Below are 17,401 nucleotides of genomic sequence, written 5' to 3'. Positions count from 1 at the left end.
AACTTCCGATCACTGCACTCGCGTGATCGGAAGTTTGACTTACTTATCGCGCGGTCAGCATAAATCGCTCGAACGCTTCAGCGGCGCCGTCTTCGACATTACTGCCGGTGACGACACTGGCCTGACGCTTGACGGTTTCTTCCGCCTGGCCCATTGCGATCGATAAACCGGCCACCTGGAACATCGCCGGGTCGTTGCCACCGTCACCAATGGCCGCCGTTTGCGCAAGCGGCACCCCAAGGTGCGCCGCAATGGTCTTCAAGGCCTCGCCTTTATTGGCCAGCATCGCCGTCACATCCAGGTAAACCGGCTGCGAACGCGACACCTGGGCCAAGCCCTGCACCTTGGGCTGCAATTGCGCCTCCAGCTCCACCAGCAATTGCGTGTTGTTGCTGGCGGCGACAATCTTGTCGACCCGGTCCAGGTACGGCTCGAAACTCTCGACCACCACCGGCCCGTACCCCAGGCCATCGGCTTCGCGCTGCACCATCGGCCCGGGCGGGTCACGACGCAGCCAATCGCCGTCGGCGAACACCCACACTTCCACGTCCGGCTCGGCGGAAAACAGCGCCAAAGTCACCAGGGCTGCTTCCGCCGGCAGATGGTGGGCCACCAGGATGCTGCCATCCGGGTTGATCAACGTGCCGCCATTGAAGCCCGCCACCGGCACGTCGATACCGAAGGTCTCGATCAAATGCAGCATGGCCTTGGGTGGCCTCCCGCTGGCCAGGCTGAAAAACACCCCGGCCTCACGCAGCGCGCGCACCGCATCGGCGGTGCGCTGGCTCAGGCTGTGATCCGGATGCAGCAACGTGCCGTCCACGTCACTGAGGATAAAGCGGATGGGATGAATCGCTGCATCACTCATCCGAGGCTGTGCCAGGTGCGACCATCACGGGCCAGCAAGGTGTCAGCCGCCGCCGGGCCATCTTCGCCAGCCTTGTAGGTCTGGATACCGTCATCTTCTTTCCAGGCATCCAGGAACGGCTGCACGGCCCGCCAGCCGTTCTCGATGTTGTCGGCGCGCTGGAACAAAGTCTGGTCGCCAGTCATGCAGTCGTAGATCAGCGTCTCGTAACCGGTCGACGGTTGCATCTCGAAGAAGTCCTTGTAGTCGAAGCCCAGTTCGATATTGGCCATCTCCAGGGTCGGCCCAGGCTTTTTCGCCAGCAGGTCGAACCACATGCCTTCGTTCGGCTGGATCTGGATCTTCAGGTAAGTAGGCTTGAGCTCATCGACCTCGGTGTCGCGAAATTGCGCGTAAGGCGCCTGCTTGAAGCAGATCACGATCTCGGTGTCGCGGATGCTCATGCGTTTGCCGGTACGCAAGTAGAACGGCACGCCGACCCAGCGCCAGTTGTCGATCATCACCTTCAGCGCAACGAAGGTCTCGGTGCTGCTGTCGGGCGCGACGTTGGCTTCTTCACGGTAACCCGGCAGCGACTTGCCGGCGATTTCACCGGCGGTGTACTGGCCGCGAACGGAATTGGCCCGCGCATCTTCCAGGGACCAGGGGCGGATTGCCCCCACCACCTTGGCCTTCTCCCCGCGCACCGCGTCGGCACCGAAGGCTGCAGGCGGTTCCATGGCAACCATGGCCAGCAACTGGAACAGGTGGTTGGGCACCATATCTCGCAGGGTGCCGGTTTTTTCGAAGAAACTGCCGCGGGTTTCCACGCCGACCGTTTCCGCAGCGGTGATTTGCACATGATCGATGTAGTGATTGTTCCAGAACGCTTCGAACAGCACGTTGGAAAAACGGCTGATCAGGATGTTCTGCACCGTTTCCTTGCCCAGGTAATGGTCGATGCGATAGATCTGTTTCTCGCTCATCACCTTGAGCAGGCACGCATTCAAGGCTTCGGCGGAGGCCAGGTCGGAACCGAACGGTTTCTCGATGACCACGCGGCGAAAGCCCTCCTCGGTTTCATTGAGCAACCCGGCGCTGCCCAGGCGTTGCACCACTTCACTGAAGAAGCGCGGTGCGGTCGCGAGGTAGAACACGGCATTGGCGGTGCCGCTGTCGGCAATTTTCTGCGCGATATCCGCGTAGGTGCTGTCGTCGAGGAAGTCGCCCTCGACGTAGCTGATGCCTTTGGCCAACTGGGCCCACAGGTGTGGGTCCAGCGCATTGTCGGCATTACCCCGGACTTTGCTGGCCGCCTCGGTGCGAATGAAATCCTCGAGCTTCTTGGCAAAGTCAGCGTCGCTGACGGCGTTGTGATCAACGCCCACGATACGCAGGCCATCGCCCAGCAACCCGTCGCGGCTCAGGTTGTACAGCGCCGGCATCAGCAGGCGCTTGACCAGGTCGCCATGGGCGCCAAACAAGAACAATGTAGTGGGTGGAGCGGGTTCGGCCTTGGGTTTCTTGCCGTTGGCGGTCATTTTTTGGAAGTCTCCACGTGGCCGCCAAAGCCGAAGCGCATGGCCGAGAGCATTTTGTCACCGTAGGTGCTCTGCTGGCGCGAACGGAAACGGGCGAACAGCGAGGTGGACAGCACCGGTACCGGCACCGCTTGCTCCATGGCCGCTTCGATGGTCCAGCGGCCTTCGCCACTGTCGGCCACGGAGCCGGAGTAGCCGTCGAGTTTCGGGTCGGTGGCCAGGGCATCGGCGGTCAGGTCCAGCAGCCACGACGACACCACGCTGCCACGGCGCCAGACTTCGGCGATGTCGGCCACGTTCAGGTCGAAGCGCTGATCTTCAGGCAGGTTTTCCGAGTTCTTGGTCTTGAGGATGTCAAAGCCTTCGGCAAACGCCTGCATCATTCCGTATTCAATGCCGTTATGGATCATCTTGACGAAGTGACCGGAGCCCGCTGGGCCAGCATGGATATAACCCTGCTCGGCACGTGGGTCGGCAGAAGCCGAACGGTCCTTGGTGCGAGGGATACTGCCGATACCGGGAGCGAGGCTCTTGAAGATCGGGTCGAGGCGCTGCACGGTTTCCACGTCGCCACCTATCATCATGCAGTAGCCACGTTCCAGGCCCCAGACACCGCCCGAAGTGCCGACGTCAACATAGTGCAGGCCCTTTTCCGCCAGGGCCTTGCCGCGACGCACGTCGTCCTTGTAATTGGTATTGCCGCCGTCGATGATCACGTCACCGCTTTCCAGCAGCTCACTGAGTTCATTGATGGTGTCTTCGGTCGGCGCGCCCGCCGGCAGCATTACCCATACCGCGCGCGGCTTTTGCAGGCCGGCCACCAGGGCCTCCAGCCCGGCGACGCCAGTGGCGCCCTCCTCGCTCAAGCCCTTTACGAATGCTTCATTACGGTCATAAACAACGGTGGAATGCCCATTGAGCATCAGGCGCCGCGCAATATTACCGCCCATGCGGCCTAGTCCGATAATCCCCAGTTGCATGTGCTGATGCTCCTAACTGCAAAAAAATGTGTGACATAGTTTATAGCGCAATGAGGCTAATGAGGGTTAGTCCAGAGCGGATCCGTGTAGTTTCATGGCAAAAAAGTTGCCATCATTTCACCATCACCCCTGGAAAAGTCACACGACCACCAAAAATAAAAAAGTTCCCTTGGTGTGAAAAAGAATTCAGACTTACCTCCGACTGTTGCCGCGAACCGATTCGGCAGCGCCGTTGACCGCTATTTGCGAGGTAAGCAATGAGCACAGCACAGATGACCCGACCGCCTCAGACCCTCTACGTCAGCATCCGCCGCGATGAATTGCGCCAGTTGAAGGACGAGCGCGATCAGTTGCAACAGGAAGTCCTGCGTCTGCGTTCACATCTGCAGGCCCAGCTTGAACTGCCGTCCGGCGCCAAGCCCGCGCTCTGCTGACCCGCCCTGGCGAGCCTGTAAGGCAATACCTACAGAAAACTCACAAAGTTTTCACACACTTATCCCGATACTCCCGCCCGCGATGCCGCTCACTTTCTGGGCGGCCCGATGTCGCGCGCCTGTGCGCGACGATTATTTTCTGATGGGGCGCTGGATGGCGATGTTCAAACGCAGCACGACGACTGCGAAAGGCTTTGATTGGGCCGGCCTTGGCTGGTTATTCCTGTTTTTCTGGTATTTCTCTGGGATTACCCAACTTCTTATCCAACTGACCGGCACGTCCGGCTTCAGCGGTTTCCGCCAGGCGTTCTTCATGAGTGCGCTGTGGCTGGCGCCGATGTTGCTGTTCCCCCGGCAAACACGCCTGCTCGCTGCCTTGATCGGCGTAGTACTGTGGGCCTGTTCCATGGCCAGCCTGGGTTATTTCTTCATTTACCAGCAGGAATTTTCCCAGAGCGTCATCTTCATCATGTTCGAGTCGAACATTTCTGAAGCGGGCGAATACGCCACCCAGTACTTTGCCTGGTGGATCGTGCTGGCGTTCATCGCCCACACCGCCTTCGCGGTTTTCCTGTGGACACGCCTGCGCCCGGTGTACTTGCCGCGCGGCCAGTCGATCGTGGCGGCAATCGCCATTGTGTTGGCCGTGGTCGGCTACCCGCTGGTCAAGCAGATCGCCACCAGCGAAACCATGGAGCTGGCCATCGACCGCTTCGAAACCCGGATCGAACCGGCCGTGCCGTGGCAGATGATCGTCGCCTACCGCCGCTACACCGAACAGCTGGACAATATGCAAGGCATGCTGACCAGTGCCAGCCAGATCCCACCGCTGAAGAACCTCAAGGACAGCATGGCCGGCCAGCCGTCCACCCTGGTGCTGGTGATTGGCGAGTCCACCAACCGCCAGCGCATGAGCCTGTATGGTTACCCGCGTAACACCACGCCGGAACTGGACAAGCTGCGCGACCAACTGGCGGTGTTCGACAACGTCATTACACCGCGCCCGTACACCATCGAAGCGCTGCAGCAGGTACTGACCTTCGCCGACGAAGAAAACCCGGACCTGTACCTCAAGACGCCGTCGATCGTCAGCGTGATGAAACAGGCCGGCTACAAGACCTTCTGGATCACCAACCAGCAAACCATGACCAAGCGCAACACCATGCTCACGACCTTTTCCGAACAGGCCGACGAGCAGGTGTACCTCAACAACAACCGGAACCAGAACGCCCGTCAATACGACGGCGATGTACTGGCCCCGTTTTCCAAGGCCCTGGCCGATACCGCCGAGCGCAAGTTCATCGTGGTGCACTTGTTGGGCACGCACATGAGCTACCAGTACCGTTATCCACAGTCGTTCGACAAGTTCACCGACCGCCAGGGCGTGCCGCCCGGTGTCAGCGATGCACAGCTGCCGACGTACAACAGCTATGACAACGCGGTGCTATACAACGATTTCGTGGTGTCGAGCCTGATCAAGGACTACGCCAAGACCGACCCCAACGGCTTCCTGCTGTACCTGTCGGACCACGGCGAAGACGTGTTCGACTCGGCCGGCCATGACACCCTGGGCCGCAACGAAGGCAAGCCGACCGCGCCGATGTACACCATTCCCTTCATGGCCTACGCCTCGCCCAAGTGGCGCGAAAGCCACGATTGGAGCTTCGCCGGCGACCTGCAACGGCCTTACAGCAGTTCGCAGTTGATCCACACCTGGGCGGACTTGGCAGGTTTGAGTTTCGATGAACTGGACCGCAGCAAAAGCCTGGTCAGCGACAGCTTCAAGCCGCGCCCCTTGCTGATCGGCAACCCTTACGAGACCAAGCAAAAGGCGTTGATTGACTTCAGTCTGATCAAGCCGAAAAAGGCCGACAGCACCGACGTGGTGGCCAAGTAACCAGCGGCTCGTAACAAGAAGATAACAATCATTCTCGTTTAAGCCTAAAGATCCGCGCCTCCTTTCGTCTTTGAGCCATGCCCACCCCATCCGGGGCGGTCTCAAAGACGACAAGGAGTTTGCCGCGATGCTCGCGCCGTTTACCCGTTCCATCACCTTTACCCTTGGCCTGTTCAGCCTTGCGCTGAGCCCTGAACTGCTGGCCGAAACCGATCCCGAACACGCCCCCGCCAACGCTCTCGAACTGGGCGCCACCACTGTCACCGCCGAAGGCCTGGGTGCGACCACCGAGCACACCGGCGCCTACACCACCGGCTCCATGAACACCGCCACGCGCCTGAACCTGTCGATCAAGGAAACCCCGCAATCGATCTCGGTGATCACGCGCCAGCAGATGGACGACTTCAACCTCAACACCCTGACCGACGTGCTGCGCCAGACCACCGGCGTCAACGTCCAGCACAACGATTCGGACCGCGTGTCCTACACCTCCCGTGGCTACGGCATCAACAACTTCCAGATTGACGGAATGCTCAACACCTTCGGCTACATGAAGAGCGACGCCGACACCATCATCTACGACCGGATCGAAGTAGTTCGCGGCGCCACCGGCCTGACGACGGGTGCGGGCGACCCCTCGGCCACCGTCAACATGGTACGCAAGCGCCCTACCGCCCAATGGCAGGCGCAAACCGGGATCAGCGGCGCTACCCATGACAACTACTACAGCTACCTCGACGTCGGCGGCCCGCTGGCCGTCGATGGCAAACTGCGCGGGCGCAGCGTTCTGGCCTACCGTGACAGCAAATCCTTTCGCGACAACTATGCCCTGCAGCGGGCGGTCGGCTACGGCATTCTCGAGGGTGACCTTTCCGACGACACCGTGCTGGCCGTAGGCTTCGATTACCAGGACAAGCAGGTACAAGGCACCTCCTGGGGCACCGTGCCGTACTGGAACAGCCAGGGCGGCAAGGCCGGGCTGTCGCGCTCCACCAATATGGCAGCGCACTGGAGTTCCTGGCCACTGACCGACAAAACCACCTTCGCCACCCTCGATCATCGGCTGGGCGGCGACTGGCATCTGAAGGCGGCCTACACCCATCGCCAGAGCGATACCGATGGCAAGGTGTATTACGGCGGCGCGGGGTTCCCCAATGCCGACCGCAGCGGCATGACGGCCTGGGCCAGCCATATGCGCGGCACCTCGAGAATGGAAGCCATCGACCTCAACCTGGCCGGCAGCTACGCGCTGCTGGGCCGTGAACACTCGCTGATGATGGGTTATGGCGAGGCGGCGCAGCGCGACAGTTCGCCCTTCATGCGCAGCAACCTGCCCTCCAGCTACTACCCCATCGAGGACTGGAAATACATGGGCGGCATCGGCAAGTTCAGCGATTACGTTACCGACCTCAAGGGTGAGCACAGCAAGAAACAACAGAAGGCCGGCTACCTCGCGACTCGACTGAGCCTGACGGATCGTCTGCACGCCGTACTCGGCAGTCGCTACGGCAGTTGGCAGCTGCAAAGCGCTGCCCCCGAATACGACGCCAACGATCAACTGACCGCGTCCGGCAAAACCGGGCAAACCCATAACGACATGTGGACGCCCTACGCCGGGCTGCTTTACGACATCACGCCGCAATACACCGTCTACGCGAGCTACACCGACATTTTCAAGCCGCAGGATGCGCGTGATGCCAACAAGAAATACCTGGAACCGGTGGTGGGCAGTAACTATGAGGTGGGGCTCAAGGGCAGCGTACTCAACGAGCGTCTGAACCTGGCCGCTGCGTATTTCTGGAGCACCCAGGACAACGTCGCCGAGCGGGACGACTCGGTGCCGCGCAACCCGGCCACCGGCGAGGAGTACTACAAGTCCGGCGGCAAGGGCAACAAGGTGAAGGGCTTCGAGCTGGAAGCAGCCGGGGAAATCACACCGGACTGGAACCTGACTGCGGGCTATACCTACACCCATTCGGTGAATGGTGCAGGCACGCGCAACAACACCGGCCAGCCGTTGAACCTGTTGAAGTTATCCAGCGCTTACCGCCTGCCGGGGGCCTGGCGCAACCTGACCGTGGGCGGCGCGGTGAATTGGCAGAGCGAGATGTATGACTTCGGCGACCGCCCCACGGGGGCGCGCAACAGCGAAGGCAGACCAATAACCACGCGGGAGAAAATCACGCAACAGGGCTACACCGTGGTCAACCTGATGTCGCGCTACCAGTTCGATGAACATGTTACGGCGTCGGTTAACGTCAACAATTTATTTGATAAGAAATATTACGAACGCGTTGGCTTTTATAACGGCGTGTATTGGGGCGATCCACGTTCGGTCACGCTGGCACTTGACTGGCGGCTATAACGGCCCCTGGCGAAGTTAACAAAATTGTTAACTTCGCAGGTGAACTTCGTTAATTCCCACTTAATAGGATAACGCCATAGTCGCCCCACGATCAGATCAGAGAGTGACCGATCACCTATCAATCTAAATGGGAATACCGCCATGAAACTTTCGACCTTGATGCTCGCCAGCCTGATGACCCTGACCTCCGCCGCCGCCTTTGCAGAAGGCGGCTCAGAGCGTTCGAAAGAGTTCTACAACAACTTCAGCTTCATTCAGGAAAAAACCCACGGCAAGGCTGAACAACAAGTTGCGTCCGCCGACGGCAAACCGGTTAAAGCCACCACTGCCGAAACAGTACAACCCAATAGTTAATTAATATTGAGTTAATCCGCACCACCCTCTGCCATTCCGCTCCCTTGGCAAAGGTTTATCAGGCGCCATTCAATGGCGCCTTTTTTTTGCAATTTTTTTATTACAGCGCCTTGTTCCAGAACAACATGCGGCCATGGGCGGGATCAAATACCGAATCGTCGAAACCAAACTTGCGATACGCCGACTGTGCCAACTCATTGCCTTCAAGCACTTCCAGGGTGATCTTGCAGCAGCCGCGCTGCCGGGCGATTTCCTCGACCTTTTGCAGCATCTTCTGGCTCAATCCCAAGCCACGAAACTGTTTCGCCACCACCACATCATGAACATTGACCAAAGGCCGACAAGCGAATGTCGAGAAGCCCTCGAAGCAATTGACCAGCCCGGCTGGCTCACCCCCGACAAACGCCAGCACACTGAACGCATAGGGGCGCTTGGCCAGTTCCCCAGGCAATTGCTGCAACAGGTCGGCTTGCAAGGTGTGCCCGCCGCCCATTGGATCTTCAGCATAGTGGTTGAGCAACGAGCCGATGGCGTCGGCGTGCACGGCGTTGGTGTAGCTGGCTTGCAGCACCAGGATGTCAGGGGTGTCCATTTCCGTCCTCGATAACGACAACCAGGGAATCGAATCCCTTTGAGAGGGGTGATTGTAGGCATGGAGTCAGCAGCAGATGAAGGAGATTAACGACAAATGCCTGACAGAAAACGCCCAGGTTGCAGGCATCCAAAGCCCTGGCCGAGGTCAGGCGCCGAAGCGCTGCAGCTGCATTTCTCGCAAGCGGCTCAAGGTGCGCCGAAAAGGAAACGCCAGGTAGCCTTCGGTATACAGACGTTCCAGCGGCACCTGAGCCTCGATGAACAACGGCACCTTGCGGTCGTAACATTCATCCACCAGCGCGATAAAGCGTCGCACGCTGTCGTCGTGCACCGACAGCTGCGGCAAGTGACGGTCCCCTGCGACAACGCGCTCGGCCCCGTCTTCGGTGCCACGGGCGATCCGCCCCGGGCGCTGCGGTGCGCTGAGGTTGGGCACCTGCGCCAGCAGGATGGCCTTGAAGCGATCACACAGCAGCATGAAATCCATCGCGGCCAGCGGCTGTTCGCAAAGCTCGGCGTAGCGACACCACAGCACCGTGTCACTGGCCTGCACCGCCGTCATCGTGCGATGGCCCACGTTCACCACCCTCCCCTCACTGACCGTTTGCCCCGCACTCAGTTGCTTGAACACCGTGGCCAGTGCCTCCGGCTGATTCACCCAGTAGCGCTGCAGGCCCACACCGGCGTGCAAGCGATGATCCTCGCCACCGTCCACCGCCACCACCTGCATATGCTGCTTGATCGCCGCGATCCCCGGCACGAACCGTTCACGGTTGAAACCCTCGGCGTACAGCTGCTCAGGCGGTTGATTGGACGTACAGACCATCACCACGCCCTCCTCAAACATCACCTGGAACAGCCGGCCGAGAATGATCGCGTCACCGATGTCATTGACGAACAACTCATCGAAGCACAGCACGCGCACGTCCCGGCTCAGTTCCCGCGCCAACGCCTGCAGCGGGTCCTTGATACCGCTGAGCTGAAACGAGCGCTGGTGTACCCAGCCCATGAAGTGATGAAAATGCTGACGCCGCGCCGGCACGCGCAGGCTTTGATAGAACTGGTCCATCAACCAGGTCTTGCCGCGCCCCACCGGCCCCCACAGGTAAACGCCGGCAATCGGCGAATGGCCTTGGTGCAAGGCCTGGTGACAGGTTTGCAACGCCTGCACCGCCGCGTGCTGGGCGTCGTCCGGCACGAAACCCTGCTGGGCGATAGCATCTTGATAGGCGGCGAGCGGCGAGTCGAAAGTCATGGTGCCAGTATGACCTACTACGCGAACGCCAGCCGCGCAGTTTTCGCCGTCAACCCAGCTCCGCAGGCGCTTGGCATCTGAGGAGGGTCGACGGCCTGGGCCAGCGCTGCGACTTGCGCGCACGTTTGCAAGGCGCAGGTCAGCCAACTGCCCGGCCCGACGTTCAGCCGGTCGTCACGCTCCGGGCCCACCGGGCTGTACAGCAGCGGGCAAGACGGCGCCACCCACAAACGATCGCCCAGTTTTTCGTGGGCGCGCTGCAAGGTCGCCAGGGCTTTTTCCAAGTCGCAGCGCCCTAGGTTGCGGCCATCGACCACGCCCAGGGACAGCACCTTGTACGCCGGCAGGCGGTCGAGGATGGCCGGGTATTGCTCCGGCGCCCGCACCAGGTCGATGTGCAGCCCATCGACCGGCAGGTTGGCGGCCAGGCCGAGGTTTTTCTCCAGCCCGCCAAAGTAGGTGGCGACCAGCTTTTTCAGCGGATCACGCTGGATCAGGTTATAGGCGCGCTCAAAGGCATTCTTCCAGGCCTGCGGCAGGTCGAGCACCAGGATCGGCTCGTCGATCTGCACCCACTCCACGCCCAGCTCGGCCAGGCGCTGGAAAATCTGACCATACAGCGGCAGCAGGCGGTCGAGCAGCTCGAGCTTGTCGAAGTCAGCGCCCTTGGCCTTGCCCAACCACAGGTAGGTCAGCGGGCCGATGACGACCGGCTTGACGTTGTGCCCGAGGTCGCGCGCTTCCTGGACTTCTTCGAACAACTGTTTCCACCCCAGGTGGAATTGCTGGTCGACGCTGAACTCCGGCACCAGGTAGTGATAGTTGGTATCGAACCACTTGGTCATTTCCTGGGCGTGAGCACCGCCGCAGCAGTTATCGCTGACGCCACGGGCCATGCCGAACAGCGTCTGCAACGTGGCTTGGCCATCGGCTGGGCGGAACCGCTCGGGAACTACGCCAAACATCAGCGAGTGGGTCAACACCTGGTCGTACCAGGCGAAATCACCTGCGGGCAGCAGCTCAATGCCCGCTTGTTTTTGCAGCGCCCAATGGGCCTTGCGCAGGTCACGGCCGACCGCACGCAGACCGGCTTCGTCGAGTTCGCCCTTCCAGAACGCTTCCTGCGCTTTCTTCAGTTCACGGTCGGGTCCAATGCGCGGAAATCCGAGGGAATGAGCGACTGCCATGACTTGTAACTCCACTGTAGGTATTCAATGGCAGCCATTGTCGGCAGATGCTTATAGTGAGACAAACTCATTTTATTTTAGATGATCACAAGTTCCACTCATGTTTAGACTACGGTCAATCGGATCAGTCAATCAACCCATGAGCGTCATAGAACGGATACGGCCCGGGGTAATCCCCGAACACGCCGTTGTGGCTGACCAACCCCTGTTGCGCGTCCCAGCGATGCAGCAGATACCCCGCCGGCTCCAGGTTGAAATGGGCGGGCGCGGCGTCTTGCAAATCCAGCACGATCTGATGGGAGGTGCCGGGGCACACACAGCTCAAGCTGCCACCAAAGCGTCGCTGCATCGGCCGGTGCAGGTGCCCACACAGCAGGCGTTCCACTTGCGGGTGGCGTGCCACGACTGTTTCCAGGGCGGCGGCATTGATAAACGGTTCGCGGTCCATATGGCCGATGCCGCTCATAAACGGCGGGTGGTGCAGAATCAGCAAGGTCGGCGCGTCCGGGCGTCGCGCCAGTTGCGCGTCCAGCCACTGCAACTGGCTGTCCAGCAATTGCCCGCCATGGCCACCGGGGATGGTCGAGTCCAGGCCGATCAAACGCAGCGGATGCTCGTCCACCACCCAGTCCAGCGGCCCCTGTGCCGACGACGGCAAATAGGCGTGATCACGGAAGGCTTCGAGCAACGGACCGCGTGTGTCGTGGTTGCCGGGCACCAGGTAGCACGGCATGTGCAGGCGCGCGAGTTCGGGGTGCAGCACGGCGTATTCATCGGCGCGGCCGAAGTCCACCAGGTCACCGCTGATCACCACGATATCGGGCCGGGGATGGCTGGCGTTCAAATGGTCGACGGCACGGCGCAGCGCGCCCAAGGTATCGACCACCCCATACGTCAGGCGCTCGCCAGCTTTAAGGTGCAGGTCGCTGATTTGCGCAACAAGAAACGGACGATTCACAAGCAAACTCTCACGCATTCAGGGTGAATAACATGTGCGGCGCAATCGCCAGGGCAATCGGCGCGCCGACGGCGTACAGCTGGTTGTCGCTGCTGTCCACCAGCAGCGGTTGCGGGCCGCCCACGTCCACCAGCAGGCGGCTTTGCGCGCCCTGGAAAAACTGCGCCAATAGATGGCCGTGCAAGTGCCCTTCGCTCTCCATCACCCGCAGGTGTTCGGGGCGGCAGTACACCGTGGTGGGTTGATTGGCCGCGTGCCACGGCAGTACACCGCCGCTTACCTTCAAGCCATGGACCGATTGGTCCAGCACGTGAAAGGCATTCAGGTTGCCGACAAAACCGGCGACAAATGCATTCGCCGGCTTCTGGTAAATGTCCCGTGGACTGGCCAGTTGCGCGACGCGGCCGTGCTCCATCACCAGGATGCGATCACCCAGGGCCATGGCTTCGCCCTGGTCGTGGGTGACGAACACCGAGGTGATGCCTAGGCCACGCAGCAGTTCATTCAGCTCACTGCGCAGGCGCTCACGCAGTTGCGCATCGAGGGCTGCCAGCGGTTCATCCAGCAACAGGACCTTCGGGCGCGGCGCCAGGGCACGGGCCAGGGCCACGCGTTGACGCTGGCCACCAGACAACTCGTGGATGCTGCGCTGGCCATGCTGTTGCAGGCCCACCAGCTCCAGCAATTCGTCGCAGCGCTTGTTGCGCGCAAGCACCGACATCCCGCGAATCTTCAAGCCGTAGACGATATTGCCGGCCACATCCAGGTTGGGAAACAGCGCGTAATTCTGGAACACCATGCCCACGTCACGACGCTCGATGGGCAGGCGCGTGACGTCGTCGTTGCCGAAAAACACCTGGCCCACATCCGGGCGCTCCAGCCCGGCGATCAGGCGCAAGGTGGTGGTTTTGCCACAGCCCGATGGGCCAAGAATCGCCAGGGTTTCGCCGCCTTCGACGGTCAGGTCCAGGTCATGCACGGCCACGGTGCCGTCGGCGAATGCCTTGCGACAGCCTTGCAGGCGGATAGTGATAGCGGTCATCGACGCTCTCCACGGGATAAACGGGCACTGATGGCCTGCAATGCAATCAGCAGCGGCACGATCATCAGCAAAAAGATAAGGGTATAGGCGCTGGCGATTTCCAGGCGCGCCGAGGCGTAGCTGTCGGCCAGGCCGACCGGCAAGGTCTTGGTCATCGGTGTGTGCAGCATCCAGGTCAGGTTGAACTCACCCAGGGACAAGGTGACCACCATCAGCACACCCGCCAGAATCCCTGCCCGGCTGTTAGGCACCACCACACTGAAAAAGCGTTTGATGGGCCCGGCGCCAAGGCTGGCCGCCGCCTCTTCCAGCACCGGCAGATGCTGGCGCTGCATCACCGCCATCACCGGGCGCACCAGGAACGGCAAGGTGAACAGCACATGACCCACCAGGATGAACAACCAACTGCTGCGAAACGTGCCGAACTGGCCGTAGGTGAGCAGCAAGGCCAGCGCACTGGCCAGGCCCGGCATCGCCACCGGCAGCACCATCAGTTCCTCGAAGGCGCGGCTGAAGCGGTTGTTCATGCGCACCAGGGCGTAGGCCGCCGGCACGCCGATCACGCAGACGCACACCGCGCAGGCCAGGGCCAGTTGCAGCGACAGCCACACGGTCGGCGAATAGGCCTGCCACACCTGCACCAGCCAGTCGAAGGTCAGGCCGCTGGACACGCCGACGAAGAAATTGCGCGTGAGTCCCGCCAGCAACGACATCAGCACCGGCACCAACATGAACGCGCACACCAGCAAGGTGAACAGCAGTTGAATCACAAACAGCGATGAGCGCTTCACAGAACAGTCCCCGCGTTTTTCACCAGGCGTCGCGTGAGCAACAACACCGCCCAGGTCACCGCGCCAAGCACCACCGACAACGCGGCGGCGACGGCAAAGTTGGCATAGTTGGTGAACACGTTGTAGATCGCCACCGGGGTGACGTTCAGCCGCGTGCCCAAGGTAAAGGCCGTGCCGAAGGCGCCCATGGACGTGGCAAAACAGATCGCCCCGCACGACGCCAGCGCCGGCGCCAGGCCCGGCACGATCACGTCGCAGACCACGCGCCAATGCCCGGCGCCCAGCGAATGCGCGGCTTCCTCCAGGCTACGGTCGAGGCTTTCGCAGGCCGCCATCACCGTGAGGATTACGCGGGGGATCGAGAAATACAGGTAGCCGACAAACAACCCGGCCAGCGAATAGGCAAAGATCCAGCGTTCACCGGCCAACTGCAGGCCGAGCGACGCCAGCAGCCCCTGGCGCCCGGCCAACAGGATGACCAGGAAGCCCACCACCACCCCGGGAAACGCCAGGGGAAACGTGAGCAAGGCCACCAACGCCGAGCGCCCAAAAAACCGCTGGCGCGCAAGAAACACGCCGCTGATGCCGCCAATCAACAACGCCGTGAACGTCACGATGATGGCCAGCACACAGGTCTGCGCCAGGCTGCCCAGGTACTGCGCGCTGCTGAGCACCTGCCAATAGCCGCTGCCGTGGCTGTCGCGGCTTTCGCCGCCGAGCACGATCAAGTGCGCCAGCGGCAGCAGCCAGAATGCGAACAGCACCGCAAAGGCCGGAGCCAGCGCCCAGGCCGCACGTTTTGCCGATGTGGCCACTTACTTGACCTCGTTCAGATAACGGGCCGCGAAGGCTTCCTGCACGGCGGCCATTTTCTGGTAGTCCACCACGCCGGCGCGCGCATAGTCGCTGTCGGGCAGGAACTGCGCGGCGACCTCAGCCGGCATCTGCACCGGGCGTACCGGACGCAAGTAAGCCCTGGCCCAGAGTGCCTGGCCTTGATCCGACAGCACGAAGTCCAGCACCTTCTCGCCATTGGCGCGGTGCGGCGCGTTGGCCACCAGGCTCATCACGTAGGGCACACTGATGCTGCCCTCTTTGGGGATCACGAAGGCAACGTTGGCGTTGTCCTTATAGCGGGCGCGGTAGGCGTTGAAGTCGTAGTCCACCAGGATCGGCAATTCGCCGGACAGCACCCGCGCATAGGCGGTCTGCTTGGGCACGATGGGCGCGTTTTTCGCCAGTTTCTGGAAGTAGTCGATGGCCGGGGCGAAGTTGTCCAGGTCGCCGCCCATCGCGCGGTTGATCGCCACGGCAGAGACGTAACCAACAAAGGCGCTGGACGGGTCCAGGTAGCCGACCATGCCTTTGTATTGCGGCTTGAGCAGGTCGGCCCAGCTTTGCGGCACCGGCAGGCCACCCAATGCATCGACGTTGACCATGATGCCCAAGGTGCCGGAGTGAATTGCGAACCACTGGCCCGCCGGGTCTTTCAGGCCGGCGGGGATCTGCTCCCAGCCCCTGGGTTTGTAGCCGTCGACCACGCCGGCTTTTTGCGCCTGCAGGCCGAAGGTCACCCCGTAGTACACCACGTCGGCGACGGGTGCGGCCTTTTCGGCCACCAGTTGCGCCAGCGACTGGCCGGAGTTCTTGTTATCCAGCGGCACTTGCACGCCGGTGCTGGCGGCAATGGCCTTGAGCTGGGTGCCCCAGTCGGCCCAGTCCGGCGGGCAGTTGTAGCAAATTGCGGTGTCGGCGGCCTGGGCCAGGCTGGCCATACCACACAGCAGCGCGGCGGCCAGGGTTTTACGCAATGCGCGCATCAAGAAACTCCTCATGGGGTTGAGTGCTTTCGCCCGGCCGGATATGGCAAGGCAGGCAATGGGAAATCGGGGCGTTGCCGGCGATCTGCGCCAGCAATTGGTCAATCACTGTGCTGGCGAGCAGCGCGATGGGCTGCACCACGCTGCACAGGGTTGGGTGCATCTGGGTGCCGAGGGCGATGCCGTCAAAGCCCATCACCGAGAGTTGCTCGGGTACTTGCCAGGCGTTGCGGCGCAGTTCGGCGATCAGGCTGATGGCGAGGAAGTCGTTGGAACACACCAGTGCCGTGGGCGCCTCGGGGCCTTCAAGGTACGGCTGGATGGCGACGAATTCAGCCTGGGTGTGCGCGGGCATTTCGATCACCGGGCGGCTCTTGAGACCGTAGGCCTCCATCGCGTCGCAGTAACCGGCGTAACGCAGGCGCGCACGGTCGGACTGCAACGCGGGGCCCGCGACCATGCTGATGCGCCGGTGCCCTGCCTCCAGCAGATACCGGGTGGCCATGGCCATGCCGGCGCGGTTGTCGACCGACACGGCGCTGTAGCTGGGGTTGCTCGGTTGGTGGTAGGCCAGCACGAATGGGGTCTGTTCGCTGGCGAGGCTGTTGAGCACGCTGTTGCTCTCGGCATCGGTGACCGTCAGTACCAGGCCGTCAACACGTTGGCGCAGCAGTTCTTCCACCACCATGCTTTCGCGTTCAGTGCTGTAGTCGGTAGTCGCCAGCACCAGGCTGTAGCCGCGCAACCGCGCGGCACGTTCCATGGCCTGGAACTGTTCGGCGAACACCGGATTGAGCAAGTTGGGCACCACCACGCCAATCAACCGGGTGGTTTGCAGGCGCAGTTGGCGACCGAGCAAGTTGGGCCGAAAGCCCAACTCACGGGCAGCGGCAAACACCTGCTCGCGAGTGGCCGGGCGCACCTGGTCGGGGGAGGCAAATGTGCGGGCGGCAGTGGCGCGGGATACGCCAGCCAGCTGCGCAACGTCTTTCAGGTCAGTCATCGTCACTCGCTTGAGATCGATCTCATTGGCGAGGACAGTAACGGGGGAATGTGGCAGGAAAGTGGTGGGGAGATGACGGTTTGATGTCAGTGAAGCCTGGCTACACAGCGTTGATCGTTCCCACGCTCTGCGTGGGAACGCCGCCTGGACGCTCTGCGTCCCGCTTGTCAGGTGACGCGGAGCGTCATGGGATGCATTCCCACGCAGAGCGTGGGAACGATCAGTAGTCATACTCAGTGGTTAAGATCGTAAAACCGGCGCAGCAAATTCCGCCCACTAACCTTTCGATCTGATCCAAGTGCGGGCACAATGCGTGTCCTTTTTTGGCAGGCA

The 17,401-nt window shown here is 61.4% G+C and carries 15 protein-coding genes and 1 pseudogene; 4 read left to right on the top strand and 12 right to left on the bottom strand.

What is annotated here, in order from left to right:
- Positions 1 to 43 precede the first annotated feature (43 nt).
- From C4J87_RS10045 to gnd, 3 genes are read right to left on the bottom strand one after another with little or no spacing between them, the layout of a single operon-like run.
- Positions 44 to 868 (bottom strand): HAD family hydrolase, encoded by an 825-nt coding sequence (locus tag C4J87_RS10045; RefSeq protein WP_124362386.1) that lies wholly within the window; start codon positions 866 to 868, stop codon positions 44 to 46.
- Complete coding sequence (gene zwf / locus C4J87_RS10040; protein ID WP_124362385.1) at positions 865 to 2,388, bottom strand: glucose-6-phosphate dehydrogenase; 1,524 nt, start codon at positions 2,386 to 2,388, stop codon at positions 865 to 867. The genes C4J87_RS10045 and zwf overlap by 4 nt, the downstream gene beginning before the upstream one ends.
- Positions 2,385 to 3,368, bottom strand: a complete 984-nt coding sequence (gene gnd, locus C4J87_RS10035; RefSeq protein WP_124362384.1) for a phosphogluconate dehydrogenase (NAD(+)-dependent, decarboxylating) — start codon at positions 3,366 to 3,368, stop codon at positions 2,385 to 2,387. The genes zwf and gnd overlap by 4 nt, the downstream gene beginning before the upstream one ends.
- A 257-nt stretch (positions 3,369 to 3,625) precedes the next feature.
- Here gnd and C4J87_RS26100 point away from each other — a divergent pair, with 257 nt between their 5' ends.
- From C4J87_RS26100 to C4J87_RS10020, 4 genes are all read left to right on the top strand, one after another.
- The gene (locus C4J87_RS26100; protein ID WP_163003427.1) at positions 3,626 to 3,802 is read left to right on the top strand and encodes a DUF6026 family protein; all 177 of its coding nucleotides are present in this window, start codon (positions 3,626 to 3,628) and stop codon (positions 3,800 to 3,802) included.
- Between the two features lie 154 nt (positions 3,803 to 3,956).
- Positions 3,957 to 5,699, top strand: coding sequence for a phosphoethanolamine transferase CptA (locus C4J87_RS10030; RefSeq protein WP_124366635.1), 1,743 nt, complete (start codon positions 3,957 to 3,959; stop codon positions 5,697 to 5,699).
- Positions 5,700 to 5,826: 127 nt separating this feature from the next.
- Positions 5,827 to 8,064, top strand: a complete 2,238-nt coding sequence (locus tag C4J87_RS10025; protein WP_124366634.1) for a TonB-dependent siderophore receptor — start codon at positions 5,827 to 5,829, stop codon at positions 8,062 to 8,064.
- A gap of 141 nt (positions 8,065 to 8,205) precedes the next feature.
- Positions 8,206 to 8,418, top strand: a complete 213-nt coding sequence (locus tag C4J87_RS10020; protein ID WP_124366633.1) for a hypothetical protein — start codon at positions 8,206 to 8,208, stop codon at positions 8,416 to 8,418.
- Between the two features lie 100 nt (positions 8,419 to 8,518).
- Here C4J87_RS10020 and C4J87_RS10015 read toward each other — a convergent pair whose 3' ends face one another.
- The 9 genes and pseudogenes from C4J87_RS10015 to C4J87_RS09975 all read right to left on the bottom strand — a co-directional run bounded on the left by C4J87_RS10015 (position 8,519) and on the right by C4J87_RS09975 (position 17,068).
- A complete protein-coding gene (locus C4J87_RS10015; protein ID WP_124362380.1) occupies positions 8,519 to 9,010 on the bottom strand; it encodes a GNAT family N-acetyltransferase in 492 nt (163 codons plus the stop codon).
- Positions 9,011 to 9,157: 147 nt separating this feature from the next.
- Complete coding sequence (gene zapE / locus C4J87_RS10010) at positions 9,158 to 10,267, bottom strand: cell division protein ZapE (RefSeq protein ID WP_124366632.1); 1,110 nt, start codon at positions 10,265 to 10,267, stop codon at positions 9,158 to 9,160.
- A 56-nt stretch (positions 10,268 to 10,323) separates the two neighbouring features.
- Positions 10,324 to 11,454, bottom strand: a pseudogene (locus tag C4J87_RS10005) (5-methyltetrahydropteroyltriglutamate--homocysteine S-methyltransferase); the annotation flags it as partial.
- A 124-nt stretch (positions 11,455 to 11,578) separates the two neighbouring features.
- Positions 11,579 to 12,412: a phosphodiesterase gene (locus C4J87_RS10000; protein ID WP_124366631.1), complete on the bottom strand. Its 834-nt coding sequence runs from the start codon at positions 12,410 to 12,412 to the stop codon at positions 11,579 to 11,581.
- A gap of 10 nt (positions 12,413 to 12,422) precedes the next feature.
- Positions 12,423 to 13,454, bottom strand: coding sequence for an ABC transporter ATP-binding protein (locus tag C4J87_RS09995; RefSeq protein WP_124366630.1), 1,032 nt, complete (start codon positions 13,452 to 13,454; stop codon positions 12,423 to 12,425).
- Positions 13,451 to 14,245 (bottom strand): ABC transporter permease, encoded by a 795-nt coding sequence (locus C4J87_RS09990; protein ID WP_124366629.1) that lies wholly within the window; start codon positions 14,243 to 14,245, stop codon positions 13,451 to 13,453. Before C4J87_RS09990 ends, C4J87_RS09995 begins: the two co-directional genes overlap by 4 nt.
- On the bottom strand, positions 14,242 to 15,060 hold the full coding sequence (locus C4J87_RS09985; RefSeq protein ID WP_124366628.1) for an iron ABC transporter permease: 819 nt from the start codon (positions 15,058 to 15,060) through the stop codon (positions 14,242 to 14,244). The genes C4J87_RS09990 and C4J87_RS09985 overlap by 4 nt, the downstream gene beginning before the upstream one ends.
- Positions 15,061 to 16,065 carry an ABC transporter substrate-binding protein gene (locus C4J87_RS09980; RefSeq protein WP_124366627.1) on the bottom strand — a complete coding sequence of 335 codons (1,005 nt, stop codon included), beginning with the start codon at positions 16,063 to 16,065 and terminating at the stop codon, positions 15,061 to 15,063. It lies immediately after the preceding gene.
- Positions 16,049 to 17,068 carry a LacI family DNA-binding transcriptional regulator gene (locus C4J87_RS09975; protein WP_124366626.1) on the bottom strand — a complete coding sequence of 340 codons (1,020 nt, stop codon included), beginning with the start codon at positions 17,066 to 17,068 and terminating at the stop codon, positions 16,049 to 16,051. Before C4J87_RS09975 ends, C4J87_RS09980 begins: the two co-directional genes overlap by 17 nt.
- Between the last annotated feature and the right edge of the window lie 333 nt (positions 17,069 to 17,401).

It is taken from the genome of Pseudomonas sp. R1-43-08, assembly GCF_003852255.1.
GTDB lineage: Bacteria > Pseudomonadota > Gammaproteobacteria > Pseudomonadales > Pseudomonadaceae > Aquipseudomonas.
This window is presented reverse-complemented; position numbering and strand designations above follow the sequence as displayed.